This window comes from Xenorhabdus bharatensis, assembly GCF_037996705.1.
Classification (GTDB): Bacteria; Pseudomonadota; Gammaproteobacteria; order Enterobacterales; family Enterobacteriaceae; genus Xenorhabdus; species Xenorhabdus bharatensis.
The window spans coordinates 129,002-155,819 of sequence record NZ_JBBMXG010000010.1 but is presented as its reverse complement, the minus strand read 5'-3'; the positions used below and the strand labels follow the sequence as shown (position 1 = coordinate 155,819).

24 protein-coding genes and 4 pseudogenes are annotated in these 26,818 nt (G+C 48.7%); 7 read left to right on the top strand and 21 right to left on the bottom strand.

Going from position 1 to position 26,818, the window contains the following annotated elements; genetic code table 11:
* Positions 1 to 102: 102 nt before the first annotated feature.
* The 7 genes from AAC855_RS11565 to AAC855_RS11535 form a co-directional block, all read right to left on the bottom strand.
* Positions 103 to 921, bottom strand: a complete 819-nt coding sequence (locus AAC855_RS11565; RefSeq protein WP_228860274.1) for a S1 family peptidase — start codon at positions 919 to 921, stop codon at positions 103 to 105.
* A 127-nt stretch (positions 922 to 1,048) separates the two neighbouring features.
* Complete coding sequence (locus AAC855_RS11560; protein WP_340609741.1) at positions 1,049 to 1,807, bottom strand: TIGR03747 family integrating conjugative element membrane protein; 759 nt, start codon at positions 1,805 to 1,807, stop codon at positions 1,049 to 1,051.
* Positions 1,808 to 1,816: 9 nt separating this feature from the next.
* Positions 1,817 to 3,880 carry a type IV conjugative transfer system coupling protein TraD gene (traD, locus tag AAC855_RS11555; RefSeq protein WP_340609739.1) on the bottom strand — a complete coding sequence of 688 codons (2,064 nt, stop codon included), beginning with the start codon at positions 3,878 to 3,880 and terminating at the stop codon, positions 1,817 to 1,819.
* The gene (locus tag AAC855_RS11550; protein ID WP_340609737.1) at positions 3,877 to 4,416 is read right to left on the bottom strand and encodes an integrating conjugative element protein; all 540 of its coding nucleotides are present in this window, start codon (positions 4,414 to 4,416) and stop codon (positions 3,877 to 3,879) included. Before AAC855_RS11550 ends, traD begins: the two co-directional genes overlap by 4 nt.
* Complete coding sequence (locus AAC855_RS11545) at positions 4,392 to 5,090, bottom strand: TIGR03759 family integrating conjugative element protein (RefSeq protein WP_340609735.1); 699 nt, start codon at positions 5,088 to 5,090, stop codon at positions 4,392 to 4,394. Before AAC855_RS11545 ends, AAC855_RS11550 begins: the two co-directional genes overlap by 25 nt.
* A complete protein-coding gene (pilL2, locus tag AAC855_RS11540; RefSeq protein ID WP_340609733.1) occupies positions 5,090 to 5,635 on the bottom strand; it encodes a PFGI-1 class ICE element type IV pilus protein PilL2 in 546 nt (181 codons plus the stop codon). The genes AAC855_RS11545 and pilL2 overlap by 1 nt, the downstream gene beginning before the upstream one ends.
* Positions 5,636 to 5,785: 150 nt before the next feature.
* A complete protein-coding gene (locus AAC855_RS11535) occupies positions 5,786 to 6,067 on the bottom strand; it encodes a helix-turn-helix domain-containing protein (RefSeq protein WP_340609731.1) in 282 nt (93 codons plus the stop codon).
* A gap of 450 nt (positions 6,068 to 6,517) precedes the next feature.
* Between AAC855_RS11535 and AAC855_RS11530 the strand changes: the two genes are divergently transcribed.
* Both AAC855_RS11530 and AAC855_RS11525 read left to right on the top strand, forming a co-directional pair.
* Complete coding sequence (locus tag AAC855_RS11530; protein ID WP_340609729.1) at positions 6,518 to 7,609, top strand: AAA family ATPase; 1,092 nt, start codon at positions 6,518 to 6,520, stop codon at positions 7,607 to 7,609.
* Positions 7,570 to 8,259 carry a DUF4276 family protein gene (locus AAC855_RS11525; RefSeq protein ID WP_340609728.1) on the top strand — a complete coding sequence of 230 codons (690 nt, stop codon included), beginning with the start codon at positions 7,570 to 7,572 and terminating at the stop codon, positions 8,257 to 8,259. The genes AAC855_RS11530 and AAC855_RS11525 overlap by 40 nt, the downstream gene beginning before the upstream one ends.
* A 68-nt stretch (positions 8,260 to 8,327) precedes the next feature.
* Here the strand turns inward: AAC855_RS11525 and ssb are convergent, their stop codons facing one another.
* From ssb to AAC855_RS11490, 7 genes are all read right to left on the bottom strand, one after another.
* Entirely contained in the window at positions 8,328 to 8,840 is a 513-nt protein-coding gene (gene ssb / locus AAC855_RS11520; protein WP_340609726.1) for a single-stranded DNA-binding protein, read from the bottom strand.
* A 16-nt stretch (positions 8,841 to 8,856) separates the two neighbouring features.
* A complete protein-coding gene (locus AAC855_RS11515; protein WP_422824375.1) occupies positions 8,857 to 9,162 on the bottom strand; it encodes a hypothetical protein in 306 nt (101 codons plus the stop codon).
* On the bottom strand, positions 9,143 to 9,607 hold the full coding sequence (locus AAC855_RS11510; RefSeq protein WP_340609806.1) for an STY4534 family ICE replication protein: 465 nt from the start codon (positions 9,605 to 9,607) through the stop codon (positions 9,143 to 9,145). Before AAC855_RS11510 ends, AAC855_RS11515 begins: the two co-directional genes overlap by 20 nt.
* A gap of 311 nt (positions 9,608 to 9,918) precedes the next feature.
* Positions 9,919 to 11,919: a DNA topoisomerase III gene (locus AAC855_RS11505; protein ID WP_340609725.1), complete on the bottom strand. Its 2,001-nt coding sequence runs from the start codon at positions 11,917 to 11,919 to the stop codon at positions 9,919 to 9,921.
* A gap of 13 nt (positions 11,920 to 11,932) precedes the next feature.
* A complete protein-coding gene (locus tag AAC855_RS11500) occupies positions 11,933 to 12,646 on the bottom strand; it encodes a PFL_4669 family integrating conjugative element protein (protein WP_340609724.1) in 714 nt (237 codons plus the stop codon).
* A gap of 256 nt (positions 12,647 to 12,902) precedes the next feature.
* Positions 12,903 to 14,051, bottom strand: coding sequence for a DUF1266 domain-containing protein (locus AAC855_RS11495; RefSeq protein WP_340609722.1), 1,149 nt, complete (start codon positions 14,049 to 14,051; stop codon positions 12,903 to 12,905).
* Between the two features lie 348 nt (positions 14,052 to 14,399).
* A complete protein-coding gene (locus AAC855_RS11490) occupies positions 14,400 to 15,254 on the bottom strand; it encodes a LysR family transcriptional regulator (protein ID WP_340609721.1) in 855 nt (284 codons plus the stop codon).
* A 191-nt stretch (positions 15,255 to 15,445) separates the two neighbouring features.
* Here AAC855_RS11490 and AAC855_RS11485 point away from each other — a divergent pair, with 191 nt between their 5' ends.
* Positions 15,446 to 16,048: a cysteine hydrolase family protein gene (locus AAC855_RS11485; RefSeq protein WP_340609719.1), complete on the top strand. Its 603-nt coding sequence runs from the start codon at positions 15,446 to 15,448 to the stop codon at positions 16,046 to 16,048.
* A gap of 122 nt (positions 16,049 to 16,170) precedes the next feature.
* On the opposite strand, the gene AAC855_RS11480 is transcribed toward AAC855_RS11485, so the two are convergent.
* The 7 genes and pseudogenes from AAC855_RS11480 to AAC855_RS11450 all read right to left on the bottom strand — a co-directional run bounded on the left by AAC855_RS11480 (position 16,171) and on the right by AAC855_RS11450 (position 22,652).
* Entirely contained in the window at positions 16,171 to 17,379 is a 1,209-nt protein-coding gene (locus tag AAC855_RS11480) for an STY4528 family pathogenicity island replication protein (protein ID WP_340609717.1), read from the bottom strand.
* A gap of 108 nt (positions 17,380 to 17,487) precedes the next feature.
* On the bottom strand, positions 17,488 to 17,742 hold the full coding sequence (locus AAC855_RS11475) for a ParE family toxin-like protein (RefSeq protein ID WP_099136949.1): 255 nt from the start codon (positions 17,740 to 17,742) through the stop codon (positions 17,488 to 17,490).
* A 21-nt stretch (positions 17,743 to 17,763) separates the two neighbouring features.
* Positions 17,764 to 18,354 carry a DUF2857 domain-containing protein gene (locus AAC855_RS11470; protein ID WP_340609715.1) on the bottom strand — a complete coding sequence of 197 codons (591 nt, stop codon included), beginning with the start codon at positions 18,352 to 18,354 and terminating at the stop codon, positions 17,764 to 17,766.
* Positions 18,355 to 18,429: 75 nt separating this feature from the next.
* Positions 18,430 to 20,024, bottom strand: a pseudogene (locus AAC855_RS11465) (ParB family protein).
* Positions 20,025 to 20,027: 3 nt separating this feature from the next.
* Complete coding sequence (gene dnaB-PI, locus AAC855_RS11460; RefSeq protein WP_422824374.1) at positions 20,028 to 21,389, bottom strand: SPI-7-type island replicative DNA helicase; 1,362 nt, start codon at positions 21,387 to 21,389, stop codon at positions 20,028 to 20,030.
* Positions 21,376 to 21,768 carry a hypothetical protein gene (locus AAC855_RS11455; RefSeq protein ID WP_099123359.1) on the bottom strand — a complete coding sequence of 131 codons (393 nt, stop codon included), beginning with the start codon at positions 21,766 to 21,768 and terminating at the stop codon, positions 21,376 to 21,378. The genes dnaB-PI and AAC855_RS11455 overlap by 14 nt, the downstream gene beginning before the upstream one ends.
* Positions 21,765 to 22,652 (bottom strand): ParA family protein, encoded by an 888-nt coding sequence (locus AAC855_RS11450; RefSeq protein WP_340609713.1) that lies wholly within the window; start codon positions 22,650 to 22,652, stop codon positions 21,765 to 21,767. The genes AAC855_RS11455 and AAC855_RS11450 overlap by 4 nt, the downstream gene beginning before the upstream one ends.
* Positions 22,653 to 22,938: 286 nt before the next feature.
* Between AAC855_RS11450 and AAC855_RS11445 the strand changes: the two are divergent.
* The 4 genes and pseudogenes from AAC855_RS11445 (at position 22,939) to AAC855_RS11435 (ending at position 26,769) form a co-directional block, all read left to right on the top strand.
* Positions 22,939 to 24,212: pseudogene (locus AAC855_RS11445) on the top strand (tyrosine-type recombinase/integrase).
* A gap of 139 nt (positions 24,213 to 24,351) precedes the next feature.
* Positions 24,352 to 24,555 (top strand): annotated as a pseudogene (locus AAC855_RS11440) (helix-turn-helix transcriptional regulator).
* Between the two features lie 105 nt (positions 24,556 to 24,660).
* Positions 24,661 to 24,930, top strand: a pseudogene (locus tag AAC855_RS21625) (primase-helicase zinc-binding domain-containing protein); the annotation flags it as partial.
* A gap of 159 nt (positions 24,931 to 25,089) precedes the next feature.
* Positions 25,090 to 26,769: an AAA family ATPase gene (locus tag AAC855_RS11435; RefSeq protein ID WP_422824376.1), complete on the top strand. Its 1,680-nt coding sequence runs from the start codon at positions 25,090 to 25,092 to the stop codon at positions 26,767 to 26,769.
* The last annotated feature ends 49 nt before the right edge of the window (positions 26,770 to 26,818 follow it).

Sequence of the window (26,818 nt, the reverse complement as noted above, 5' to 3'; positions counted from 1 at the left end):
AAACTGACGCGCCGCCAAGCGGCTTGTCTGCTACACTATGGCATACAAAACAGAAAACCGTTTTGCATGCCATAGTGTAGCATCTCTATTATATTAGATTCTTTATATGTACTTTCTAATGTAAGTGTTAACTTCGTCAGCAAAAGGAACAAATGTGCAGCCAACTAAATATTTATCTTTGAGTCTTTTCTTATGCTCTTTAAGTATACCCACAGCCCTAAGTGTAAAATCTCCTGTAATCTGATGTTCCATAATTTGAGCAATTACACAGCCACTCATTCCTCGCCAAGAGGGTAATGGTAAAGATTTTGAAATACTTCTCTCTTCAAATATTATATTTTTGTTTTTAGCCTTTTCATCAAGCCAAAAATATACATCTTCATTTTCTTTATTATATTGAAAACTATGAAATGTAATATTGTAAGGATATAATCCTTTATTAGCCCTATCAATATGAAGAGCATTTTTTGATGATGGATACCCCATTATGACAAAAGACGAAGTTTTATTCATTAATGGTCTTTCATCAGAACTAAAAAAAAGCCAACTCTTTTCAAGGGCGAGCATTTCTTCAGAAAAAGGGATTATCGCATAATCTTTCTTATCATTATAAAGAACGTTTAATTTATGAAAAATATATTTATCCCCCTCAATGGAAAAAAAAGGTACTGAGCTTTTTTGCAAGTCATGTACTACATGTGCAGCTGTAACAATACAAGGATGTTTCCCATTAAGCATATATAAAAAACCGCTGCCAATAAGTGATGCACTCTTCATGCTAAATTCGTCTTTAGCAAAGAAAGAAACAAAAGATTTCTGCCATTTTTCAAATAGTTTAGTACTACCATTTTGCTTTATCCAAGAAGGCAGGATTTTAATAACTGATAAACATGGGTAAAAATCATAAGAAGAAACCAACATAGAATAAAAACCTCATCAAAGATAACCAAGTATTTCCACATAACAAAATACTAGGCAATAAATAAATATTAGTAAAACATTATGATTAAATCGCTACTACAATATTTGTATTCCATTACCCTGAGTATTAAATGTATTTCTTAAACATCGAAGTCGTGATCACCACCGCCATTCCCAGCAAGAGCGCAGCAGGCAACAATATCACCGTGGGATACACCACATCCGGCCACGATAAATACAGCACACAGGGGATCGTGCAAGCCGGTTTAATGCCCCGCTTAGCATGATGATACACAAAACTCGATTCATAGCCTGCGCCATACCGGCGTAAGTCCCGTCGCCCCAGCCCGTCAACCAGCGCGACCAACACCACCATCACAAACAACGGAACGGACAGCACCAGAATCGCCAGCCGGATCAGCGTCACCATCGTGATAAACACCGTCGCCAGCGCATATTCCCGCAAATAACCCGATATGCTATGTAATACCGTATTGAATTCACGCATAAAATCATTGCGGCTATTAAGCTGAGAGTGTGATTTCCCCTGTATCCAGTGCAGAAAACCACTGTCAACAAACAGCCATTGATAGGTCTGTGCCAGCCAGTCAGAGACCGTCTGTGACGGTTCTGACAATAACAGACTCCGGGTAAATTCCGTGGATAAAAATTGCAGCTCGGTTTTCATCATCGTCTGGCTGTGAGCCGCGCCCTCATCCGGCCAGAAAAAAGCCATACCCAAATATTCCAGTAACAGGCTGAACAGCCACGACATCACAATAAAGCCAATGAGCTGCCACGGCCATTCCCACAGCACACGATACAGCAGGCCATGCTTGCGGGGCGGTTGGGAAGTGGTGCGGGACGGGTTTTCTGATTGTGCCATGACGCGAAATTACCCCTTCTCTTCCCACCAGTTTTCACTGGTGCGGTAGTGCCGCCGCATATGCTCAGCGATGTTCTGCAAACTCGCCGGCATCAGGGCATCATCGTCATCACCGGTGGGCAGAGGTATGCGAATTTTCCACAACTGTCCGCCCTCCAATAAGGCGAATGCCTGCCCTTTCGGCAGGTTAATCATCTCAGCCGGCGTCACCAGTGGCGTTTTGACCGTGCCGACCCTGTCCTGTGTAGACGAGGTAAAATCCTGCCCCTGCTCGACATCGGCAATATCCGAATGCCCTGAGACCAATGTCTTACTGTAGATTTCCACTTCCGGCAGCTGGCTGGTGAGTAACTCGGCTGTCCGGTTATCCCGTACCCGCAGCATAATCAGGGTATTGAAGTTGCCTATCACCTGCGCCGTTTTGGCCGGACTGCCGATACGGGCTTCAATATCCGAGGAGGTCTGGGTATAGGCTGTGACCTGCATACCGGCACCCCCGCCTTTATTGATCAGCGGGATAAATTCATCCCCCATCAGTTCATTGAATTCGTCACAATGCAGGTTAATTGCGAGCTTGCCGTCCTGGCGCACCGGCAACCCTGTATTCATGCCATATTTATAAATCTGCCCGGCCACACTGACCAAATCCGCAAACATGCTGTTGCCCACTGCCGAAGCCACATCACTGTCAGACAATGCATCCAGTCCGATATAAACAATGCCGTTTTTGCGGATCACCTGTTCCCAGTCGAAAATGGGGCGCAAGTCCGCCATATTGAGATAATCCGGTGATAACAACTCTGCGATTTTTCCTGTGGTCAGTTTTTCCAGCAGAGGCAGTAGCGAGGCGACAATTTTATCAAAATAGGTGCGGTCATAACGCACGGCTGAACGTAACCCGTCCAGAATAGGGTCATAGAGCTGTTTACCTGCCTCAGAACTGAGCGTCATTTCCATTGCCCAGAGCCGGAGCGCATCCGGCTGCCCCTGCATATTGCGCGGAATATCTTTTTCTTTCAGCTTGCCGAGGATTTGATTGATGTGCTCCAGCAACACAGGCTGCCTGTCTGCCATCACTTTAGTAGCATAGAGCTGATACAGTTCGCTGATATTATTGACGTAACGCGTGATAAGCGTGTAATCCGGCCGATGCTCCAGCGCCACCAACGCACGGGCGACAATATTGACAAACCGCCAGGCAAATTCCCGGAATGCCGCACTGTTGCCTTCACCACTGAGTTGCCCCGCCAGACGAGAAGCGACTTCCGAGACCCGGCCAAACCGCCCGACCGCATTATAACGTGCCGAGATTTCTGGCCAGCCCAGATGAAAGAGAGACAGTTCACTGCCACGGCCGGCCCGGTGCGCTTCTGCCCAGATGCGCCTTAACAGGTCGGCATCCCCTTTGGGATCAAAGACAATCACCACTTCACCGCGCCGGATATCCTGGGTTATCAGCAGTTCAGCCAGCCGGGTTTTTCCCACGCGAGTCGTGCCCATAACTAAGGTATGTCCGACCCGTTCGCGCAGATCCATAAACACTTCCGCTTCCTGCGGCTCAATACCGTGGATCATCGGATTGCCCCCAACCGGAGGCAGTGGTCGCACCGGATTTAACGGGGAATCTTTGCGCAACAGATTTGACAATGCCGGCCAACGGTATTCGGTTCGATGCTCCAGTAAACGGGCAAGCTGATAAACCTGAGAGGGTTGCACAAATCGTTCGACTTCCGGTCGCCGCGTATCCTGCAAACGCTGGGTATGCTTCTGCTGCCAGCGAAAACCCCGGCCCAGAAACAAGCGCTGATGACTGACGGGAATGTGTTTTGTGCTCATCTGGTAACGCGGTAAACGGCTCAGATTTCGGCGATAGCGGATAACCTGAATACCCTGCCAGGTGCGTATTATCGCTAATACAGTAAAACCCCCGGCCATCATATAGCTGACGGAGGGGGCCAGTGCAATCGCCCAGGGTGCCCGAATGCAGATAAATGCCGCCACAGCTGAAACCACAGCGGTATTCAGCTCGACAGCCGGACGTAGCAAGGCTTCAACCACATAACGGCGGCTCATGGTGATAGCTGCTGAGAAAGTTGAGTTTCGGTGATCAACACCGGATAATGCTGTAACTGCAAACGACGCGCCAGATCTGTGCCGGAAGCCGGTGATAACAGGATATCCGGTGCTAAAGCGCGCAGTGACTGTAATCCAGTCATTGTACTGACATTAACGACCAGTCCCACCGCGTGCAATTGTGCCAGACGGGCTGCATGCTGACTTAGCCACTGACGAGAGTCAGGATCATCGCCAATCAAAAATAACGCGCCAATCCCCGGCAATTGCAGTGAGCGGTTTACTATTTTTCCCGGTGTCAGTTCCGGTGTGTTAACCGGCAGCATGGCTGCTTCCCCCTCCACTTCTGGCGAGAAAGAGTGTGATTGTGTAGCACGATAATTCGGCTGGGCATTAATGCTTTCATAAAAGGGCGAGGCATCTTTGCCGCCTAAATCGGCAATCACGTTCAGTTTGGCATGGCCGGTAGTCACCCATAACAGGCCGATAATGGGGAATACATTCACCCGCTTCATGGTAATGACGTGACCTGCCATCCTTGTTTCCCCTGTCGTAATAATGCCGGCATCAATCCTTTACCAAACCGGAACCAGTATCCCGCATCATGATTCAGCGTGATTTGTCGGTTACGGACCTGTTCAACCGGAATATGATGCGTTTTAGCCCACTGCCGTAAGGTGTCATCATTACGTTGGCTGTCGACCAAATAGATATCCACCGGCTGCTTTGCAGCCAGCACTTCGATCAAACGGGTGTCACATTGCGGACAATCTTTGGCTCTGACAAACAATGCCAGCCGACCATTGTTCTCACGCGATTTTTCCATATTGACCGGCAAAACATCCGGAAACAGCCGCTGCCAGGCAGTATTCACTTCCCGCTGGAAACGCAGCTCTTTTTCCGTTCGGGCAAACTCTGCCTTAACCCACTGTTCAGCATAACGGCGGCGTTCGACATCGCTTTCGGCTTCAATCCCTAATGCGGTCAACGGATCAAGTCCCGGCGACTGAATACCCCTTGGCCCGTTCATCAGTTGCTGATAACGCTGATATTCATCGGTACTTAACTGCCACTGTTCAGCCTGATTATTCAGGGATTGCGGCTGGCTTTCAGTCGTTCGTGTCTGCTGCGAAGCTAACGGTGTCGGCGTGACTGCCCAGACCGGACTACTCAGCAGCCATACCAACACACCGAGCTGGTGTAATTTCATCAACGTCCGCCTCCCTGCTCCGGTTGTTTAGCCGGAACCGGTAACTGATAGCCCTGGCGTAAATGATGGCAAACTTTGCGCTGCACCTCATCTACCTCCAGTTGCCAGGCCGGACCAGCCATCACCTGCAATGCTGTGCGTAACCGAATCGGACCCAACTGCGCGTGCACGGACGGCAGTGGTTGGCGATATAAAATGTCATTCCTCTTGTCAGGCACACAGAGTGCGTAACCGGATTGACGCAATGCATAACGCATGGCATCAGCCACCCTGGGGTTCTGGGATGCGGGGAGCTGAATATCAATCAACTGGGAAAGTGGATCACGCTGCGCTGCTGTCGGGGCTGTACTGACCAGCACATAGCGGCCATAACGGACGACTTCGGGTGTTTGCTGATAAATATCCGGTGAAACTGATTGAATATTTCGTGTCAGCGTCACGGAAGAAAAGCTATTTTGGGAAGGCTGAGGGAGCGGTTGTTTCACGGGAGTCGTACATCCCGTCAGTATGACCGCGATTAAGCCGCTTAACACCGTTATTTTCATGCCAAATAGGTTCCTGCTCAGTCGTAAAATAATCCTGACTATGCAAGGAACCCGGTAATGTATTCAATGAACAACTCAACTGTGTTTGCTGAAAATTAATATGCCGAAAAAACGTTATTGTGTGTCAATTTTAGGGCTTTTATCCGTGCGTTATTCAGCCGCTGCCTGATTTTCATCAACCGACTGACGGATTTTTCGTTCAATAAAATTGCCGTAGTCATCGAAATAACGGCTGGGCCAGATTTCAGCGGGTTCCATTCCCAAACGGGTGGCGATGATGAGTTCCCCTTTCGGCCACGAGCGGGATAGAGTATTTGCCAGTGTGGAAGAACTGAGTCCCGATTCGCGGGATAAAGCGGCGAGTGTCGTACCACGTTTGCGTAATGCACAAATAATTTCGGCTGGGTGCCAGTCTTGTTGAGTGTTAATCATACCTGCTTCCCCTTCTGTTGATTATTGGTGGTGGTTCAGACAGGGATCTCACTACCGGGAGTAACCTTCCGGCGAGGCCGAAGCCTCCCCTGCCTGAACCGCCATTGAAAGGGCGATAACAGGCGCACTGGCAGAAAATTCCTACCAGTGGGTTACTCTTAGCAAGGGTGAGATTCCTTGACTATCGGATTTTGCCGATAGCGTTTTTACTTTAACGAATTACGTTATCTAATTCAATAATCGAACGTGTAAGTTTAACAAGTAAATAAAATGGCAGGGTTATACCTTCTGCTCAGATTTAAAGAACAAAAACTGCCTATTTGCGCATTCTCTAAAATAAGAGACTCCGCGTGGCAGGTGTACTTACCCAAGATGATATCCATCAGACCACCGTCAGAAAAGTGTATAATAAGGCACAATTGAGTCACATGATGCTGAAAAGGCAAGATTATGAAACCAATAACGAATAATGACCACTTAAGCAGAATTAAGATAACAGGCTACAAATCTATCGCAAAATGTGATTTACCAATGGGAAGCCTGAATGTCCTTATTGGGGCCAATGGCGCCGGAAAATCCAATTTCATCAGTTTCTTTCGTTTATCCTCCGTACTACTCGATCAGCGCTTACAATCCCTTGTTGGAAAAATGGGGGGACCCGACACGTTATTGCACTTTGGTCGTAAAAAAACCGAGTGTATGAGTGCCGCGCTTTCTTTTGGCCATAATGGTTATCAATTTGAGCTGGAACCCACTAATGATAACCGTATGATGTTCCGCCATGAATCACTCCTTGGCGACAGCAAGAGAGAGTATGATATTGGAGCCGGACATTTTGAATCTCAGGTCAATCAGCATCATGCGAATCTCGAAAATGACACCTTGCCGATCACACTTCGTTGGCGGGTATACCATTTTCATGACACGAGTGACAGTGCCAAAGTCAAACAAACCCACCGTATTAATGACAATGATTATCTGCGGGAAGATGGGGCTAATTTAGCGGCGTTTTTGTATCGCCTGCAAAAACACCATCAGCAGCATTACACCCGCATTATCAAAACCATCCAGATGGTTGCCCCTTTTTTTGGTGATTTTTACCTGCGGCCTACGCCGGATAATGCCGACTATATTCAACTTGAATGGACAGAAAAAGAGCAGGATATTCCTTTTAAAGCCAGTGAATTATCGGATGGCACGCTGCGCTTTATTTTATTAACAACAGTGCTGCTACAACCTGAAGCGTACATGCCCGACTCCATTATTATTGATGAACCTGAGCTCGGACTCCATCCTTATGCAATCAACGTACTGGCTGGTCTGATTAAAAATGCCAGTAATCAACACCAACTGATTATTTCTACTCAGTCGGTTGAGCTGGTTAATCAGTTTGATGCTGATGACCTGATTGTGGTCGACAAACAACAAGGCGCTTCCACTTTTAAGCGACTGGATAATGAAACTCTGTCCGAATGGCTTGAAGACTATAGCCTGGGTGAATTATGGAAGAAAAACTTACTCGGCGGGAGACCACAGCGATGATCCGTATTAATGTTTTTGTAGAAGGACAGACGGAAGAAACGTTCGTGCGGGACGTACTGGCACCTTATTTTTTTGCACAACAGATCTATCTGACCCCCATATTAGCTCAGACAAGTTCCCGCCAGAAAGGCGGTATCACGAGTTATGGCAAAGTAAAACACCAAATTACCCGCTTATGCCGACAAGATCCCAAGGCATTCGTCACCACACTTATCGACTACTACGGTTTGCCTACCGATTTCCCTGACTATAACATCCAACGGGATAATGCGGCTAACGAACGGATCGTACAACTAGAGCAGGCTTTTGCAAATGATATCGGACAGGCTAATTTTATTCCTAATCTGTTATTACATGAATTTGAAGCTTTACTGTTCTGCCAACCCGAAAAATTTGCTGACTGGCTTGATGACAATGCGCCGATTGCCGCACTACAGACCATCAAAGAAGCATTTGATACGCCTGAAGATATCAACAACAGCCCACAAACAGCGCCATCTAAACGCATTTTGGCCATCATTCCCAATTATCATAAAACCTTACATGGCCCATTGATCGTCGGTGATATTGGCTTAGATACCATTCGTTCCCAATGCCCACATTTCAGTCAGTGGCTAAATAAGCTGACCACACTGATCGCTCGTATGTAAATAAACCACATAGTGTTACTCAAAAATAAGAATAGGCCCTGTGATAACAGGGCAATAGGTTAAACCACTCAGAACGGGATCTCATCCCACTCCATTTCCTCCGTTTTTTCCGACAACGTTGAAAGCTGTGCCATTTGTGTTGGTGCACTGTCTTTTTTTGTTGGCTGAGAGGGCTGGGGCTTCTGAACAGGTTTTGGTGCACTCTGCTGCTTAGCCACTGACTTTGCATCGCCACGACTGCCCAACATCTGCATCGTGCCGTTCACATTGACCACCACTTCCGTTGAATAGCGATCCTGTCCCTGATTATCCTGCCACTTGCGTGTCTGCAACTGGCCTTCAATGTAGACCTGAGCCCCTTTTTGCAGATACTCTGCCGCGATTTCCGCTAATTTGCCAAAGATCACTACCCGATGCCATTCGGTTTTTTCCCGAGTCTCACCGGTTTGTTTATCCCGCCAACTGTCTGAAGTCGCCAGTGACAGCGTTGTTACCGTGCCGCCTGTTGGCAGGTAACGGATTTCCGGATCCTGTCCCAGATAACCCACTAAAATCACTTTGTTAATGCCGCGCGAAGACATGCTGATTTCCTCCCTGTTATGCTGACTGGCGTTGTGCCCAGCGCCCTTGTTGCAGCGCCAGTTCTGCCTGCTCACGGCTGGCAAAATATTCGGTTGATTCACGGGAGCACGGAACGCCCGCCTCCATGGTGCCGATATAAAATCCCGCACGGCTTTGTAACACAGCTAACGGTAACTGTTTATGGCAGTATTGCAGTGCCAGAACACCAATAGGGGCAATATTCATCTCTGCTTCCTGTTGTCTTTGATAATTAAAAGACTGCCCTGAAACATCAGGGCAAGTCAGTGGGGTAAAAGGAATATCAGAATGAGTTTTCTGCATATTCGGTTTGCGTAACACCGTTCTGTGGCGGTGTCGAATCGGATTGTTCGGCCTGATAGACTTTCTCCTGACCGATTTTGATCCAGTCCACTTTAATCAGACGGGCTTTCAGGCTGACGCGCTGTTCACCGGCATGGTCACCGCGTTTCAGGGTAAAAATGTCGGTGGAGGGGTTGCTTAACGTAAATCCCAGCAACACTTTTTTATCCTCATCCACCGCTTTCTGGCAACGACCGATCAGACTGGTCGCTTCCTTGCCCACCACAGTAATATCAAAACGCACATAGGCCGGATTATCACTCGGGCCATTTAATGCATTGATCACGCAACTCAGGAAGGTGCCGCTGGCGGTGCTGACATGGCGGATATTATTCAGATAACCCAATCCTTTGATATTCAGGTTGAAATAGTCATTTTTGGTTAACGCTGTGGTGTTCTCAGACATACGATGTTCTCCATGGAGGTAACAATAAGTAATGACGGAGAAAATCCCCTCCCTGACGGGAAAGATTTTCCCGCTGGGTGTCAGACAGTTACGTTGCTGACGTGCTGATAAAGAATAATGAACCTTCATTGCCGTTGGACCGGCAATATCTGCTTTCAAAGGGGGGCAGATGTACCGCGTTGAGGCACTCCCTTTCAGGCTACGGGAGTTTTCCAGCCACCCGAAGGCGATCGTTGCAGGCTCACCGATCATTTAAGAAACAGGGTGATTCTTAAAGCATCCTGTCAGCACGTCAATCAACAACCAGATCGTCAGACTTTTTGATTTGCCCGCCGAGCTTTGCGCGATTGGGTAACCGCTTTGTCATTCAGCATCCCTTTACAGCCCGGGTAGTTCACACAGCCCCAGAATGGCGAGGTTTTTCCCTGCCGCTGACGCATCCGGCTGCCACAGTTCGGGCAGTCAGGGGTTTTCGGTAACGTCAGGTGTAACGGTTGGGCCTTGCCGCGTTCGACTAAATGCAACAGCCATTGCGCCTGTTTCTGCATAAACACCGCCAGCGACGTTTTACCCTGCGCAATATCTTCCAGCGACTGCTCCCATAACGCGGTCATGCCCGGACTGGTCAGGACCTCCGGCAACCCGGCAATCAGTTCCCGTGCCAGTGGTGTTGACTGAATCGCTTTCTTTTTCCGCTCAATCAGCCGGCGTTTAAACAAGGTGTCCAGAATGCCGGCACGGGTCGCCTCCGTGCCCAGTCCGGCATTCTCACGCAGGACCTGCTTTAATTGCGGATCACTGACCAGACTGGCGGCATTTTTCATCGCGGCAATCAACGTGCCTTCGGTAAACGGGGCCGGCGGTTTGGTGTGCAGCGGCTGAATGCGGGCTGCAATAATCCGGCAGCGCTCGCCCTGATGAAAGCGCGGGAGGGATGAATCCGCTTCTGATTTTTCCTGATCTTCCGCGAAGTTTTCCATAAACAGTGCTTTCCAGCCCGTGGTCACATTGACCCGCCCTTTCGCCCGGAAGCATTGCCCGCCGATATCCAGTGTCACTTCCGTCACATCCGTTTCCTGCGGGGGCAGAAACTGCGCCAGATAATGCTGACGAATAAGCTGATAAACCTGTAGCTCGTCGGTCGTTAACCGGGTGAGATCAAAAGCGTGACGGGTGGGGATAATGGCATGGTGGGCCGTGATTTTTTTGTCATTCCAGACCCAGGAAACCTGTTGTTCGTCCAGCTGACTGATAGTATCAATCATGGCCGGGTCGGTTCGCGTCAGTGCCGTTAATACCACCGGAATATCCGCCTGCATGGACACAGGCAGATACCCGCAATCCGTGCGTGGGTAGGTCGTGGCTTTATGGGTTTCATACAGGGACTGGGCAATCGTCAGTACCTGACTGGCGCCCATCCCCCAGAGACGGGATGCCGTCTGCTGCAACGTGCCCAAATCAAAACAGAGCGGCGGCGGGGTCTTCTCCCGTTTTTTGCTGACGGCCATCACTGTAGCCTGTGTGGCCTGCTGGCAACATTGTTGCACAGCCTGTGCCACAGCCTCCCGGGTACAGCGGTTTTCTTCATCGCCCTCCTCCGTAGCGGGCAGCCATTTAGCCTGAAAGCGGACAGTGTCTTTTTCCAGATTAGCCATCACCTGCCAGTAGGGTTTCGGCACAAAATTCGCAATGTCCTTATCCCGGCTCACCACCAGTGCCAGTGTCGGGGTCTGTACCCGGCCAATGGATAAGACCTCGCCAAAACCCAGTGCCTGCGCTTTCAGGGTATACAAACGGGTCAGATTGATACCTGTCAGCCAGTCGGCTCTCGCCCGCCCCAGCCCGGCCTGATAGAGTGCTTCCGTCTGTTCTCCCGGTAAAATGGCCGCCAGAGCCTGCCGGATACTGGTGTCATCCAGTGCCGACAACCACAACCGCCTGACCGCACCGCTGAAACGACAATATTCCAGCAACTCGCGAGCAATGACTTCCCCTTCACGGTCGGCATCGGTGGCAATAATGACTTCATCAACCTGTTTCAATAACTGCCGGATCACGGCAAATTGGTCAGCGGCCTCTTTTTTTACCGTCCATTGCCATTGCACGGGCAGCACCGGCAGCACCTCCATCCGCCACGGCGGACCGAATTGTTCACCATACTGTTCGGGTGCAGCCACCTCCAGCAAATGCCCGATGGCCCAGGTGACAATGATACGGGTACTGAAGAGAAATCCCTGTCCGCGCTGTTTCACGCCCAGAACGTTGGCAATGTCTCTGGCCTGAGAGGGCTTTTCACATAAATAAAGCTGCATCTTTTCCCCTCTGTTAATCGTGTTCGATGGAACGTAACGGGGAGGCGAACGCGGAACGCTGCCTGCCCGACAGAATATCGGGATGCGGTTCACCCAACAGTTTAATGGCATCCAGCCCGGCGGGGGTTTTCTGGGCAATATCCTGCCGGGTGACCGCCAGTGAACGATAAGAACGCACAAAACCATAAATTTGGCGAATGGCCCGGCTGCCGTTATGCAGAAAAGCATCCCGCTCGGCCCGTGAAATCAGTCCGTAATGAAAAGCCTGAAATGTTTTCATCGCCAGCTGGTCATAACCAACCAGCAGCCAGACACAGCGGTAACCTAACGGGGAATGACTGTAGACGCCGATATTCAGCGGTTCGACAGAGGAAACGGCGGATAGGGTAATCTGCTTTGGCACCGCATTCAGGGTATCCTGCAAAATAGCCAGATTCTGCCTGAGATTGGCCGATGCGGCTTCCAACGCCTGTTCCAGCTTCACCAGCCAGACATCGGCATACGGATTATCGGCAGCGGCATCCACACTGATATGACCGGCCCGTTTGATCACCTGCGGCATTCCGAGGATCGCCGTCACCTGATGTGTTTTGCTGATATCTTCCCGCCGGCGCCCTGCCCAGAGCCGGATGGCATAGTGGGTATGTAATTCAATCGTTAATGACGAGGTTAAGACACCGGCGCGTAAACGCGGCTGAGATGCGGGTTTTTCTTCCCAATCTGACATGCACAAAAACTCCTGTTTTGCCTTGATAAGTCAGTCAAACTATCAAGGCAAAGGAGGCGGTGATTCAATGGATAACCAGTTATGGAAAAAGAGAAAATGATGAGTTTTATTCACTGTCAGAAAAGATGTTTTTTTAACTACTGTTGGTACTGCCAACAGTGACTGTTTTTTGAACTTTGTTGGCTCTGCCAACAAAGATTAATTTTCATTCAATTTATGTCATCATAGGGTACGGATATCTAACGTCATAAGAGAGTTAATGCAAAATATGTGGGACAATATGCTCTTGCTCTTCATCCGCGACTTCGTCGTTGATCGAATTTTCCATTTGTTCCTGCAGCACTGAATTAACCCAGTCAGCGAAACCATTGCTCATATATTCCTCCATAAATATGTCCTTCCTTTTTGGCCAAGGCAACTGAGCAATAGGCCAATCACAATGTGATTTATAAAAACGGAAATTTTCCAGACGTTTTTTTGCCCTATCAAAATCCCGGCTCCAATAAGCATTACCTAATCGATAGTTAGTGTAAAATTCATCAAAGCTATCAAAAAGTTGATACACATAATCTGCAGTTTTCAATATATTATCCCAGGCCATTTCCTCACTAATATAACCCGCAGCAAAACTGTTCCGGCTTAAGACAATCGCTCGCCAGAGGTCAAATCCCCAAAGTAAGGCTGGAGGTCTTCCATTAATAGACCGTGAACACTGTTGTACGTATTCAGTTGATTCTTCTATGAGAACGCTAAGCTCCTTAAACATCTTCCCATCTGCCAAAACAGAGTCAACCGCAAAATGTTTAGAGTGCATTCCGGCCCATAATTCATACAACATTTTTAAATATCCTTCTTTATCTACTATTCCCCAATCGGTATATAGTTGCGATTGATGTGGTGTAGATTCTGATAAGGGGAAAAAACGATATTTGTCATTATGTTGTAAAATTCGGCTTTTAAGCGGGTAATGCTCCAGTGTCTCAACCCAGAACCCACTGTTATAACTTCCCACAATATCCAGACGTAGCGCTTGACGCTTTTCTTCCGGTAATATTGATAATCCCGCCTGCTGATAATAATCCTTTTGTTCAGCAATCGGCAGATTTTTCACATGAAAAAAAGTATAAATAGAGAGAAATATACCAAATAAGGTAAAACAGACTAACAACACTGACAATATAAAACCTGCTGACGGTATATTATCAACATCAATGCTTATATCAGTTATACCAGTAGATAATGCAATTACTAAAATCGTTGTAATCCAAAGTATTCTTAAACCGACAGTTTTGAGCGGGTTAAGAAAATCCATGTTTTTATTTCTTTCTATCGACGCTTTGACTATCCGAAAACTATTGACGGGAAATTCTCTATTATTAGGGTGATTTTGTAGCAACTCTTTCATTTTTAATCCATTAATTTGTTTTTGATATATTTCATATCACATTTGAATCACAATAGGAATAACCGTGATGGTCTACTCCAGCATTGAATCAGACGTACATCACTAATACATCCAGTTTTGTGAAACAAAAGTAAAAGGATGTTATAACCGAATATTATGCTGGACAATCCATTAAAATATGCTTGCTGGGGTACGTTGAATTACCGATTGCTATTCCAATACATCAGATAACTTCCTGACTTTTTATTTCCATCTCAATAAGTATATTTTTCAAACCCTGTTGGCAATGTCAATGGTGACTAATTATCAGTCACACCGGATTAGGTATTAAACGTTATTGATAAATAATTATCTCATTTCATCAAAAATGCTTCGCAGTTCATCCGCGACTAATCTGCTAGCTGCCATGTGCATTGTCTGTTTGGATGTCAACATCCAAATGGGACGTATTACAGGCTCATCCAACTCTATAGACACTAACGGACTATTTTTAATAACCAGTGAAGGAAGCAGAGCTACACCATATCCATTTTCAGCTGCAATTCGCTGAGTCGTAACAGAATTTGACTGGAAGCGAATAGATTTGTTTCCAAACCGCCTTATCAGATACTGAGATTCAGGCAACTCACTAAAATCACTGTTGAATGTAATAATGTTGACGTTTTCTTTACCGTTTATCTTTTTTATAACTTCAGGGGTGGCACAGAGTTTATAATTAAGTCCCCCGACTTTTTGACTTAAATATTCTCCCTTTTCCGGTAAATCTAAGCGGAATGCGATATCCGCTTCTTTCCTCGGAATGCTGACATTGCGATTTGAGGCATCAATCTCCAGTCTGATTTCCGGATATTTTTTTACAAAATGACTGAGTTTTGGAATGAGTAAATATTCCGCCATTAAAGATACCATTGAGATAACAACACTTTTTTTAAATTTACCCTCCTGAGTAAAATAGTCTTCTAAGCTTTCGATATTCTCTCTCACCTGAACAGTCTTCTTATATAAGAGCAAGCCTTCAATCGTTGGAATATACCCATCCTGAGTGCGATCAAAAAGGCGCTGTCTTAATGTGTGTTCCAGACGCTCTGTTCGTCTGGATACTGTTGCATAATTCACATTTAATCTTTTTGACGCAGCAGAGACAGTACGACATTCTACAAGTGCGGTAAAAAACCTCAGATCATCCCAGTTTACACTATCCATATATGTATCCTGTTAACAACCAAAACAGAAATCCTAACACTTACAAACTGAATTTAATAACGTTGTATTTAACGGATGACGCGTTGAATACACACTTTTTTGCACATGCCGTATGCAATATTTCTCAATTACTTTTGATATGGCATCCCGTAACCTTGAATGAGTTTAATTTCCCTATAAAGGCTAAGATAATGAATTCGACAAAAACGTTACTGGAACTCGTTGGCGCACCAGAAAAGACACTTGACTGGAATAAAGCGGCTCTTGTATTGATTGATCTTCAAAAAGAATATTCTGATGGAGCACTACCATTAGGGAAAGCAGGGGAAAATGCAATTGTTAATGCAGCTAAACTATTAGATCATGCCAGAAAAAAACATATTCCAGTATTCCATGTCGTACATCACGCTAAAGCGGGGTCTGCCCTATTTGATCCTGCGACAGATAATGTACATTTTATTCAGGGTGTTGAGGCTAGTAGTGAGGAATATATTATCACCAAATCATTACCTGATTCATTTTACAATACACCATTGAATGAATTGTTATCATTGACTCACCGTAACCAGTTAATACTGGCGGGTTTTATGAGTCATATGTGTGTCACTGCAACAACCATTAAAGCATTAGAGTTAGGCTATGAAAATTTTGTCTGCACTGATGCCTGCGCCAGTCGAGATCTGAAATATATTGATGGTTCAATAATTGATGCAGATTCAGTACATAGAACGGCGATGGCGGCTTTGAATGATCGATACACGACGCTGATCGATTGCGCCAATGTGATAAGATAATTACCTCATGTTTACCCCCAAAAAAGATTATTTTTTACGTAGTGTTGGCACTGCCAACACTGTCTGTTTTTTGTTCTCTGTTGGCACTGCCAACAAAGTTCGTTTTTTAATCACGTCTGATTTTATTGATACTTCGCCAGCGTCAGTCGCTGACGGATATCTTTCACCATACTGCGAACATGGGCTTGTGAGGAGGGTGAAACAGGCCGTTCAATACGTTGAGTGGATGCAACAGAAGCCTTAGCCGGAGCAGACGGGGTAACCACCGTTTCAGCCTGCCCGTATAATTGTCCGTCCCGTGCCCGTTTCATCATCGTCAGCAGCCAGCCGACCGGGTTGCCGATTTTTCCTGCCCGTAGTGCTTTGTCCAGACAACTCAGCACGGTCTGCGCCTGTTCAGTGGGCAGCGCCTGCAACTGGCTGGTCAGCATCGTCACATCTTCCGGTTCCAGTTGTCGGCACAACCCTTCCGGCAGAAAAACTGCAGATTGAGGTTCTACGTATGTTTTTTTATTCACACTCTGTGTGAAAGAACGTACATAACAGTTCGGTTTAGCTGAACCACTATAAGACCTTGATTTCAGGCTGAGTTCGGTATCCGAATTCAGTTCAGCCTGCGCCTCTTTCTGACTCAGTCCGGTTTCCGAACCCGGCCTGATTTCCCTGAGTTCGGTTTGCTGTTTGCCTTGTTGAAGAGACTGGCGCATCACCCTTTGCTGCGGTGTTTGCACCGCATTCAGTCTTTCTTCCAGCAAGCGAATATGACTGTGGCGATGGCGCATCAACGGGTCTTCTTTGATGTCAGTCAGCACGTCCAGAGCCGTCTGGCTGATAGTGCGGTTTTTGCTGCGACAGGCTTCCGCCACCGTATCCAGCCAGTGAGGATCGAGCATTTCAGCATCACGGCAGGTCAGCGGCTCATCGTGTTGCGCATAGATATTGCCCCGTACCCGCCCATGATCATCGCGGATACGCTTGCATAAACTCAGCCAGCCGGTTATTCGCAGCATCAGTAACACCCGACTGACGGTTTCACGTGAGGCCTTGCCTTTATAGGGGGACGCCAACAGGACCTGCAATTCGTCATAGCTGGGAAATACGGCACCTTCATTATTCAACGCATACAATCGGATCATCATCCAGCCCGTTTTATCCAGCGGCGACAGGCGATCATCCAGCAACAGACGGCGGGGATAGGCATCCTGAATATTGCCCATAAACAACAGACCACTGCGAAGTTGTGAAACGTCATCGTCTGCGCGGTGTTCCAGACGTATTTTCATTTTGGCAACCGTGTGTGCAATTATGCTGTCTGCTGACAGGTTTATCATGATCCTTGATCTCCGGCCTTGGCTTTTAAATTGAGTCGGTAAAAATAATGTCAGGACTGCACCCTGTTACGTTGAACAGGATGCAGAATGACACGACTTCAATACGGACTATTTACGAATTTCATTGTTGTAACGTTCATGGAGCATCAGCTCCCACGATTGTCCGTCATCGCGACTTAACAGACGCCAGAACAACCCTACGTTGATTTTCAGATACCCGGTGCCTTTTTCTTTCAACCGGACGTAATTGCGCTCGCCCCGCTGGTAACTGCTCACCTGATGTTGCGCCTTACGGCGCAGTGACAAGGGTGTCGTCGAGGGCACATGCAGACCGGGCATCATTTCTGTTAATTTTGCTGACATCGTTTCCTGTTCTGTTGAAGGTTAATTAATGGCTTTCAGGCTTGTTTTTTTGACCGGTTCCGGTGCCTCGCCGTGCTGCCAGTCCTTCACCGCATGCCAGACGGCCGTCAGCGAAATCTGGTGGTGCGCGGCCATCTCCAGCATCATATCCAGCCCTTCGGCGCTGTCCGTATCGGCAATCTTTGCCGCCTGCCAGCGTTGCCATAACGCCTGATTTTCTTCTTCCGTCAGGGGTGAGTTGCGTCCCGGTTTTACAGTCATCCCCGCAATACGTCGGCGGGCGGCGATTTCCAGACTGGACAAGCCAAAAAAATACCGCATCAGTTCAATGGAGCCGCCTAACTCCAGTGCCCGGTCAATGCGCTGTAACCGCTGCTGCTCAATCCGTGCCTGATGTAAAATGCGCGCCAGATTACTGTGATGGATCTGGATGGTCAGCACCGACACCGGACTGTTGCCCAGATAATGCAGATCTTCAATCGTCAGATTCTGCAATATCAGCATTTCATCGGGTGCCAGCCCCAGTGCCTCACAACGGCGGATATAGCCGTTCTTCAAATCCATCACCAGCTGCAACAGCAGGTTGTTGGTTGCTTGAGATAAATGATGCATACACTTCCTCCAATATCAGGCCAGTCAAAACAAATTGAACAACACATTGGAAACAGGCGCACCGTACCGGTATAGCTACACTGCTATCGTCTCCGGCGCTATTGCGCGCTGAAGTTCACGCAAACGGCGAATAACCCGGAGCAAACGCAGGAATTTCACCGTCTGGGTATCATCCAATAAAGGCATCTCCTCACGATGGGGTGTGCCAAACAGAACGGCAGTCAGCGTCAATACCGGGGCGTCAACTGTGTTTTCTCCGGTCAGCGACAGCAATAAACGCGAAAAGGCATGAGCTTCCGGCGCATTGACCAGACAAAAGCCGGCTGAACCTTCATCCGACACGGGAAGCAAATCGCGATCACAGCCCATCATTTCGGCCAGTTCAAATGCCAACCGGAACACCATACTTTGCAGATGCTCGATATCGTCCTGCATCGGGGAAATGTCCCAGACCGAACTCACCGGCTCCAGACCGGTTTGGGCAAAGTGCAGGCATTCGGCCTCAGGAGCATTCTGGGGAGATTCAGGTGAGTTATCCCCGTTCTCCGGATGATAAGGCGGGATCACCGGATTTTTGCTGGAAAACGCAACGGATGAGCCCGTTTCTTCCACCGGGGAATATTCCATCTCCGGGTTTTGTGCCGTCTCGCTGACGCTGACGGGTTGGGAAACGCGCCGTGGGTTCGATTCCTGTTTAGGCACCCGAATCGGCGCCACATTATTGGCTGCAGCAGAAACCGCCGGCACATATTCAAACGCGGAGGCCTGTTCGCCAAAGAGTTGTCTGCGATTACTTTCTTTCGGATCTAATTCCAATATCCAACGGTCATAATTCAAAAACGGATGTGGCAGTGCCTGCAATAAATCGCCGATCAGCTCATCCCGGAACATCTCCGGCGACCAGTCTTCCAATGCATCAAACTTGCGACAACAGCTCCCAAAAACCTCATCAAAGGTCCATGTGGGTTCCGGGTTTATACTGAAAACATGCTGTTGCCAGACCGTCTCCGCATTCTGGCGTAATACCAGTAAAAGACGTATCTGCGGTGTTCCCAGCCCAGATGCCAGCAGATTAGGCATCCACGGGTACAGGTACTGGACGTATCTTCCATCCGGCTGATATGGCTGGCACTGACAGGAAAACCGGTTTCACTGAGCAGTCCGGACAACTCACGCAGGCTGATTTTTTTCTGTTTCTGCGTTTCATAAATCGTTCTGGCTTTGCAGATACCCAGCGCTTTTTCAATAAAGCTGAGGTCACCCCGCAGTTCATTTTCCGCCAGATGTCCGATCACACACTGCAACCGTCCCGGCCACGGTTTAAACAGGCAATGCACCCGGTAAAATCGCTCATCACCGGTTTCCTGCCACAACTCGGACAAAATTTGATAGCGCGTATTACCGCCATCACTGAAGATATAAACCTCGTCACCGTCAGGATCACGGGTAACTTTCGGCACCGTATCCAGCCCACGGGCTTTGATTGACGCTTTGATATCGTCATAACGCGGATTGCGGCTGGTCCGGGGGTTATCCGGATTGGGGCGTAGCTGATCCAGTGTCAGGACCATCGGCATTTCTGCCATTGGCGGGCTGTCATTGAGCGTGGCCACGGCCTGCCGCCCCTGCTGTAACAAGGCATGACCTAAATTCTGCGTATTACGTCCCATCCGTTACCTCCCGCTGTCATCGAAATCTGAAAAACGGGTATATTGCGCCTCAAACCGCACACGCACCGTGCCTGTCGGTCCCTGTCGCTGCTTGCCAATAATGATTTCGGCAATACCCGCATCCGGCGTGCCCTCGTGATAGACCTCGTCGCGGTAAAGGTGTAATATCAAATCGGCATCCTGCTCCAGTGAGCCGGAATCACGCAGATCCCCATTATTGGGACGTTTCTCGGGGCGGGCTTCGACTTGTCGGTTAAGCTGAGACAGTGCCAGCACCGGGCAATCCAGCTCTTTGCCTAACGCTTTCAGGCTGCGGGAGATGTCGGCAATTTCCTGTGTGCGGTTTTCCTGTCCGGGTGCGCACATCAGCTGGAGGTAATCCACCATAATCAGGGCCGGTTGACCGTATTTGCGGGTATAACGGCGGGCACGGGCGCGTAATAAAGCGGGAGTCTGGAGGCTGCAATCATCAATAATCAGCCGCTGATCCCAGCGAGAAAACTGCTCCAGACTCTGGCTGATGCGCCCCCACTGTTCATCATCCAGCAGGCCACTGCGCAATGCTGTTAACGCCACGCCGCCTTCCATCGCCGACAGACGGAGCATCAGTTGGGCGATCGGCATTTCCAGACTGAAAATCTGCACCACCGCATCCTCACGGCTTCGTAATGCACCGAGACAACACGCCAGCGCCAGTGCGGTTTTGCCCATTGAAGGACGGGCAGCCAGCAGGATCAGATCCCCCGGCTGTAAGCCACAGGTCATGTCATCCAGCACCTGAAACCCGGTCGGTGTCCCGGTGATCCCGTTACTGCCCTGAATGCGTTCCAGATGGGAAATCAGCGCCTCGGCGCCCTGCAACAGGGTGACTGCCTGCTGTTGCCGGGCAGCCCCTTTTTCAGCCAGACGGAACAATTGACTTTCGGCCTGTTCGGCCAGCGTAGCGGCTTGCACATGGGGCTGAAAAACCTCCGTGCTGAGGGTATTGCCCAGCGCCAGTAACTGACGTAACTGACTTTTTTCGGCCACCATGCGGGCGTATTCCACAATATTGGCGGCACTGGGCGTGTTTTTGCACAGTTCGGCCACATAGGCAAAGCCCCCCACGCTGTCCAGATGCCCCTGATGGGTCAGTAAATCCGCCAGGGTGAGCAAATCATACGGCGTATTTTTTTCTGTCAGTTCAACTATCGCCTGAAACAGTATCCGGTGTGCCGGAAAGAAAAAATCGTCCGGGGTGAGTAGCTGGACAAGGTCATCCCAGCGATCATTATCCAGTATCAACCCGCCAATCACGGCCATTTCAGCGTAACCATTGCTGGGTTGTACTTCATTCGCGGCTTGTAAAAAATCATGCCTGTGCATCACCAGCCTCCCTGCTGACAGTATTCAGCGCCGCGATTAACCGCTGTTGCAGTTGAGGGGAAGCCACCCAGAACAGCACTTCGCTGGCGGTTAAATACTGCGGTTTATCCTGTGCCCAACCGCATTCCAGCAAAGCCACATCATCCGGTGTCCCCGGCATCAGTGACTGCGCACATAATTCTTCTTCACTACGGGGACTGAAATGCTCAACGAGGTCAGATGAAACACCCCAGATAGCCGGTAATAATGCCTGAAACTTTGCCTGCGCCGCTTGACGATCCGGTGCATCGATAAACACAAACCACTCATCCTGCGTATCCGTGAACGGCAGTTCGGCATTGTCATAACAAAAACAGACAGCTCGCCAGATAACATTCATTGTGTATCTCCCGTCGGTTGTTCAGTCAGTACCGCATCGAATTTCTCCGCCCATAGGGGCACTAACTCACAGGCGAGACTGTGTATGGTGTGTGCGGCCGCCGGACTTTTCCGGGTGGTTTTATATTCAAGGCGATGCACGGGCTGGGCACGGACATGTCCCAGTTTGTAGATATCCAGCAGATCTATCCGGGTTTTCAGCAGCTGATAAATCTGCCTACCACCCAGTGCCGAGGCGTCATACCGTCTGTTATTGATAATGTCAGTCAGTTCACTCAGTGTGTCCCGGTCAAGATTCGTCCCTTCAATCCCATTGACCAGTATCTGGATAGCAAGCAACCGGATACCGTAGTTTTCAAAGAGCCGGAGCCGGGTCAGCATTCGCAGGGTACCACGCAGGAACTCGCGGACATCGGGCAGAATCGGTTTGATTATCCCCAGAACGTCCTGTGTGGCCGCCAGTACAACCAGCTCGCTCATCACACCTGTCGCACCTTTGGAATCAATGAAAATGATATCGTACTGACTGAAGAGAGGATGTTGCAGAATGTTGCGCAAGCGTAAACGCCCGTCGGGAGCATGCAGCATCGCCGTTGGCAGGAGTTCATCGGGATCGTTGGAAATCAGAATATCCAGATTTTTGATTATCGAACGGGAAATGATCTTCTCAGGCTGGTTCAGATCCACCGTCTGCATCAGTAATTCATACAGCCCGGCGGGCGCTTCATAGTACAAAGGAAAAATACTGCTGGCAGTGGGTTGCGAATAATCCGCATCAATCAGGAGAACACGAAAACCGGCATCGGCAAAAAATCCTGCCAGATTGGCGGCATGGGTGGATTTACCTTCGCCACCTTTGGGGGAAATTATCGGAAGAACTATCATTTTGTACACTCATTAAAGTTAAGCGTACAAATCGGATTTGTTAGGAAATTTTACATTGAATTAACTTACGATGGGATTGAAAATCCCCGTGTCGGTGGTTCGATTCCGCCTCCGGGCACCACTTCAACTTCCAGTGAAGTCCAGCCCAGCAAAACAATTCCTGCTAAATCCAGCAAAATCAACACCCATTCTTATTTTTAGGTCTAGTTTCGTCTGTTGCAATCAAGAGGCAGCGAAGGGCATAATTCGGGGCACTTACTGTTCGATTAAAGGAATGCCCTTAATAATGAAACTAAACGCCCGGCAAATCGAAACTGCAAAGCCCAAAGAAAAAACCTACAAACTCGCCGATGGCGGGGGCCTTTATTTAGAAGTCTCGTCACGCGGTTCAAAATACTGGCGGATGAAGTATTACCGTCCGACCGATAAGAAAGAAGATCGTCTGGCATTTGGTGTTTATCCGGCAGTATCGTTAGCCGGTGCCCGTGCCAGACGGGATGAAGCCAAAAAGCTGATGGCACAGGGCGTCGATCCCAAAGCCGAGAAAAAAGCACTGCCTCGCCATCGAAAATCACACATACCTTTGAACACATCGCCCGTGCATGGCATGCCAGCAACAAACGCTGGAGTGACAGACATAGCCAAACAGTGCTGCGCAGCCTTGAACAGTCTATTTTCCCGCAGATTGGCAGGTTCGATATTACCACGTTAAGAACCAGCCAGCTTTTAGCCCCCATCAAAGCCATTGATGAGGCGGGTAAACACAACATTGCCCAGCGATTGCAACAACGTGTTACAGCTATCATGCGCTATGCCGTCCAGAATGATGTCCTCGAATCCAGCCCTGCCAGTGATATGGCTGGCGCACTTTCCACCGTAAAATCACGCCATCACCCTGCCCTGCCTCATGAAGATTTACCAGATTTCCTGAACCGATTGTCTGTTTATCGCGGGCGCCTGCTGACCAAAATCGCCGTCGAACTGGCGTTGCTGACGTTTGTCCGCTCCAGTGAGCTGAGATTCGCCCGCTGGCAGGAAATCGACCTTGAAAACGCGGTGTGGAAAATTCCCGCCACAAGGCAACCCATTAAAGGCGTTCGCTTTTCTGAGCGTGGCATGAAAATGAAAACCGATCACATTGTCCCGTTGAGTCGTCAGGCTGTCCGGCTTATCAACGCGTTACAGGCACTGAGTGGCAACTGCGAAGTCATGTTCCCCAGCGATCATAATTCCGCGAAAGTCATGAGCGAAAACACCGTTAACAAGGCATTACGGGCGATGGGCTACGACACCCAAACCGAAGTCTGCGGACATGGCTTCCGAACAATGGCGCGTGGTGCAATGGGGGAATCCGGCCTATGGAGTGATGACGCCATCGAACGCCAATTAAGCCATATTGAACGTAACAACGTGAGAGCTGCGTATATTCACACCTCCAAACATCTGGATGAACGGCGGCTGATGGTGCAGTGGTGGGCGGATTATCTGGATGCCAACCGGGAAAAGCCCGTTACACCGTATGACTTCGCCAAACCGCTGCGCGACAAAAAGAACCGTTAGTACAATTTGCAACCCGTTAATTTTCATCGGGAGAAAAACAATTAACGCTGTTCATTTAATCTTGCATTTTAAATAATCCACCTGTCATCAAACAACGTCCACGATGAGCGCTCAGGGACTCGGTAACAGGAGAATAAATATGACAATGACAGCAAAGACAAACTTTATTCGTTTGCCGGAAGTGCAGCGCAGAACGGGTTACAGCAAAGCGTGGATCTACAAACTGATTAGTGACGGATAATTCCCGAAACAGGTCAAAATCGGCCCACGTTCTGTGGCCTTTATTGAAGCTGAGATTGATAACTGGATCGCACAACGTATCGCAGAATCGCGGGCAGCATAACACAAAAAAGACTATGACATAAGAAAGTAACATAAAAACACAACGCCCCGAAGTGCCGCAAACACTGACAGGGCGTTTCACCAACAACCATTAAGCAAGGTAAAAATGATGGCTGATACACAGCATACCCAAACTCGCCCTAAATTTACAGCCCCAAAAAAATCAAGCAATCAAAAACCGCTTGACTTGATCCAGACCGTGAAAACTTCGGCTATGTATTCGTGGCAAAACCTGCTACCTGCCTGCGGCATTACTGTTCCGGCAAAGGGTAAACATGGTGCCTGTCCGGTTTGTGGCGGCACTGACCGCTTTCACTTTATCGACGACCATCATCACGGCAACGGGCACTGCCGCCAGTGTGATGCCCCGAACTATGGCGATGGACTGGATTTAGTCGCAAAAACCAATGGGATCTCGATTCTTGAAGCAGCAAAAGTTATTGCTAACGTGCAAGCATTGCCTTTACCAGAACTCAAGCCCGCCAGAGAAATTACCTATCCAACACAACCCATTGCCGGCAGAGTGGCGGCACTGATGGCACAGACTGTCGCCGGGCAATCTCCCTATCTGACGGCAAAAGGGCTGCATTACCCTAATCAACGGCTGTTGCCCGATAATTCGGCAGTGTTGGCACTGACAACATTGGATAAAAAAGTTACAGGTGCGCAGATCATCAAACCCAATGGTGAGAAAAAATTACTCTCTGGCAGCCAGAAAAAAGGCGCATTTATTTCGGTTTCAGAGCTGGAAGATTATCCCGACACGGTAATCATTACCGAAGGTTACGCCACGGCACTCACAGTTAACCAGTTACATCAAGGTGTGGTTCTGGTCGCACTAGATGCAGGTAATTTGCTTTCTGTTGCCAAAGCTGTCTGGGAACATTGGCCTGATACGAAAATCATTATTGCAGCAGATAATGACTGGCATCACTCCGACGAACTGGATAAGCACGGCAAACTCAAAGTAAATATCGGCAAGATTTCAGCAGAAAAAGCAGCTCTTGCGGTTAAGGGTTGGGTCACGTTACCACCGACAGAATATAAAGCCGACTGGGATGATTATCGCCAGCAATACGGCATTGAGGCAGCACAACAGGCATTTAATAAGGCGTTATATCAGGTGAGAGAACCGATGAGCAATGACGCAATAGAAACCCGTCGTTATGACAACGTCGAGAGTATTTATCCAAATCGTAAAACAAAATTACCCCTGTCAGTTGGCTCTGAGGGCTTTGATGCCCAATTAGACTACGTGGTTAAAGGCATCATTCCGGCGCATTCCTTGTGCAGCATTTACGGGGCGAGCGGTTCATATAAAAGTTTTCTGGCGGGCGCATGGGGCTGTCATATTGCCACGGGTAAGGCATGGGCAGGAAAACAGGTTGCTCAGGGGGCTGTACTGTACGTGGTTGGTGAAGGCGGGATTGGTGTGCCCCGGCGCATCAAAGCATGGGAAATCGTCAACGGTCAGACGGTTGAAAATATGTATCTGATTAATACTCCAGTCTTTCCGGCCTCACCTGCCGAAGTGCATGAACTGGTGATTGCCGCCCGGCAGGTTGAAACTGAAACAGGCCAGCCTGTCCGCCTGATTATTCTGGATACATTAGCCCGTTGCTTTGGCGGTGCGGATGAAAATGATTCCAAAGATATGGGCGCATTTGTCCGGGGCTGTGATGAACTGAAAGCCAAAACAGGGGCAAGTATTCTCGTAGTTCACCACTCCGGCAAAGATGAAAGCAAAGGCGCAAGAGGTTCCAGCGCCCTTCGCGCCGCATTAGATGTTGAATACAAGATCAGCCGGGAAGGGAAGAAAGGCGGCTCACTGGTTATCACCTGCACCAAAATGAAAGATGCCGAGGAGCCGGACACCAAAGCCTATGATATGCGCGTGGTGGAGCTTTTTACCGACAAGGACGGTGAAGATATTACGTCACTAACCTTGATTGACAAACCACGCGATCCGGCTGAAGAGGAAGAAATCGAGCATGTCGCCAATAAAACCGACAACCACACGGCATTGTGGCAGTGCATCCGGTCGCGTACTGCTCTGAAAGAACCTTGCAGCATTGCCCTTGTGCGTGATGATTTAAAGGCGATGGGCGTGAATGTGAAGAATTTCAGCCGCTGGTTGACCAAGTTAGAACAGGACGGACTGATTACCCGCCACGGGCTGGAACTCGCGATTATTAACCAGAATATTGAAGATTAAAAAGTGAGTCAGAAAGTGAGGAATGGTGAGGAATGGTGAGGAAAGGAAA

Coding starts and splice junctions, on each gene's coding strand:
- AAC855_RS11565 (WP_228860274.1), bottom strand. CDS start 921: ATGTTGGTTTCTTCTTATGATTTTTACCCATGTTTATCAGTTATTAAA.
- AAC855_RS11560 (WP_340609741.1), bottom strand. CDS start 1,807: ATGGCACAATCAGAAAACCCGTCCCGCACCACTTCCCAACCGCCCCGC.
- traD (WP_340609739.1), bottom strand. CDS start 3,880: ATGAGCCGCCGTTATGTGGTTGAAGCCTTGCTACGTCCGGCTGTCGAG.
- AAC855_RS11550 (WP_340609737.1), bottom strand. CDS start 4,416: ATGGCAGGTCACGTCATTACCATGAAGCGGGTGAATGTATTCCCCATT.
- AAC855_RS11545 (WP_340609735.1), bottom strand. CDS start 5,090: ATGAAATTACACCAGCTCGGTGTGTTGGTATGGCTGCTGAGTAGTCCG.
- pilL2 (WP_340609733.1), bottom strand. CDS start 5,635: ATGAAAATAACGGTGTTAAGCGGCTTAATCGCGGTCATACTGACGGGA.
- AAC855_RS11535 (WP_340609731.1), bottom strand. CDS start 6,067: ATGATTAACACTCAACAAGACTGGCACCCAGCCGAAATTATTTGTGCA.
- AAC855_RS11530 (WP_340609729.1), top strand. CDS start 6,518: ATGAAACCAATAACGAATAATGACCACTTAAGCAGAATTAAGATAACA.
- AAC855_RS11525 (WP_340609728.1), top strand. CDS start 7,570: ATGGAAGAAAAACTTACTCGGCGGGAGACCACAGCGATGATCCGTATT.
- ssb (WP_340609726.1), bottom strand. CDS start 8,840: ATGTCTTCGCGCGGCATTAACAAAGTGATTTTAGTGGGTTATCTGGGA.
- AAC855_RS11515 (WP_422824375.1), bottom strand. CDS start 9,162: ATGCAGAAAACTCATTCTGATATTCCTTTTACCCCACTGACTTGCCCT.
- AAC855_RS11510 (WP_340609806.1), bottom strand. CDS start 9,607: ATGTCTGAGAACACCACAGCGTTAACCAAAAATGACTATTTCAACCTG.
- AAC855_RS11505 (WP_340609725.1), bottom strand. CDS start 11,919: ATGCAGCTTTATTTATGTGAAAAGCCCTCTCAGGCCAGAGACATTGCC.
- AAC855_RS11500 (WP_340609724.1), bottom strand. CDS start 12,646: ATGTCAGATTGGGAAGAAAAACCCGCATCTCAGCCGCGTTTACGCGCC.
- AAC855_RS11495 (WP_340609722.1), bottom strand. CDS start 14,051: ATGAAAGAGTTGCTACAAAATCACCCTAATAATAGAGAATTTCCCGTC.
- AAC855_RS11490 (WP_340609721.1), bottom strand. CDS start 15,254: ATGGATAGTGTAAACTGGGATGATCTGAGGTTTTTTACCGCACTTGTA.
- AAC855_RS11485 (WP_340609719.1), top strand. CDS start 15,446: ATGAATTCGACAAAAACGTTACTGGAACTCGTTGGCGCACCAGAAAAG.
- AAC855_RS11480 (WP_340609717.1), bottom strand. CDS start 17,379: ATGATAAACCTGTCAGCAGACAGCATAATTGCACACACGGTTGCCAAA.
- AAC855_RS11475 (WP_099136949.1), bottom strand. CDS start 17,742: ATGTCAGCAAAATTAACAGAAATGATGCCCGGTCTGCATGTGCCCTCG.
- AAC855_RS11470 (WP_340609715.1), bottom strand. CDS start 18,354: ATGCATCATTTATCTCAAGCAACCAACAACCTGCTGTTGCAGCTGGTG.
- dnaB-PI (WP_422824374.1), bottom strand. CDS start 21,389: ATGCACAGGCATGATTTTTTACAAGCCGCGAATGAAGTACAACCCAGC.
- AAC855_RS11455 (WP_099123359.1), bottom strand. CDS start 21,768: ATGAATGTTATCTGGCGAGCTGTCTGTTTTTGTTATGACAATGCCGAA.
- AAC855_RS11450 (WP_340609713.1), bottom strand. CDS start 22,652: ATGATAGTTCTTCCGATAATTTCCCCCAAAGGTGGCGAAGGTAAATCC.
- AAC855_RS11435 (WP_422824376.1), top strand. CDS start 25,090: ATGGCACAGACTGTCGCCGGGCAATCTCCCTATCTGACGGCAAAAGGG.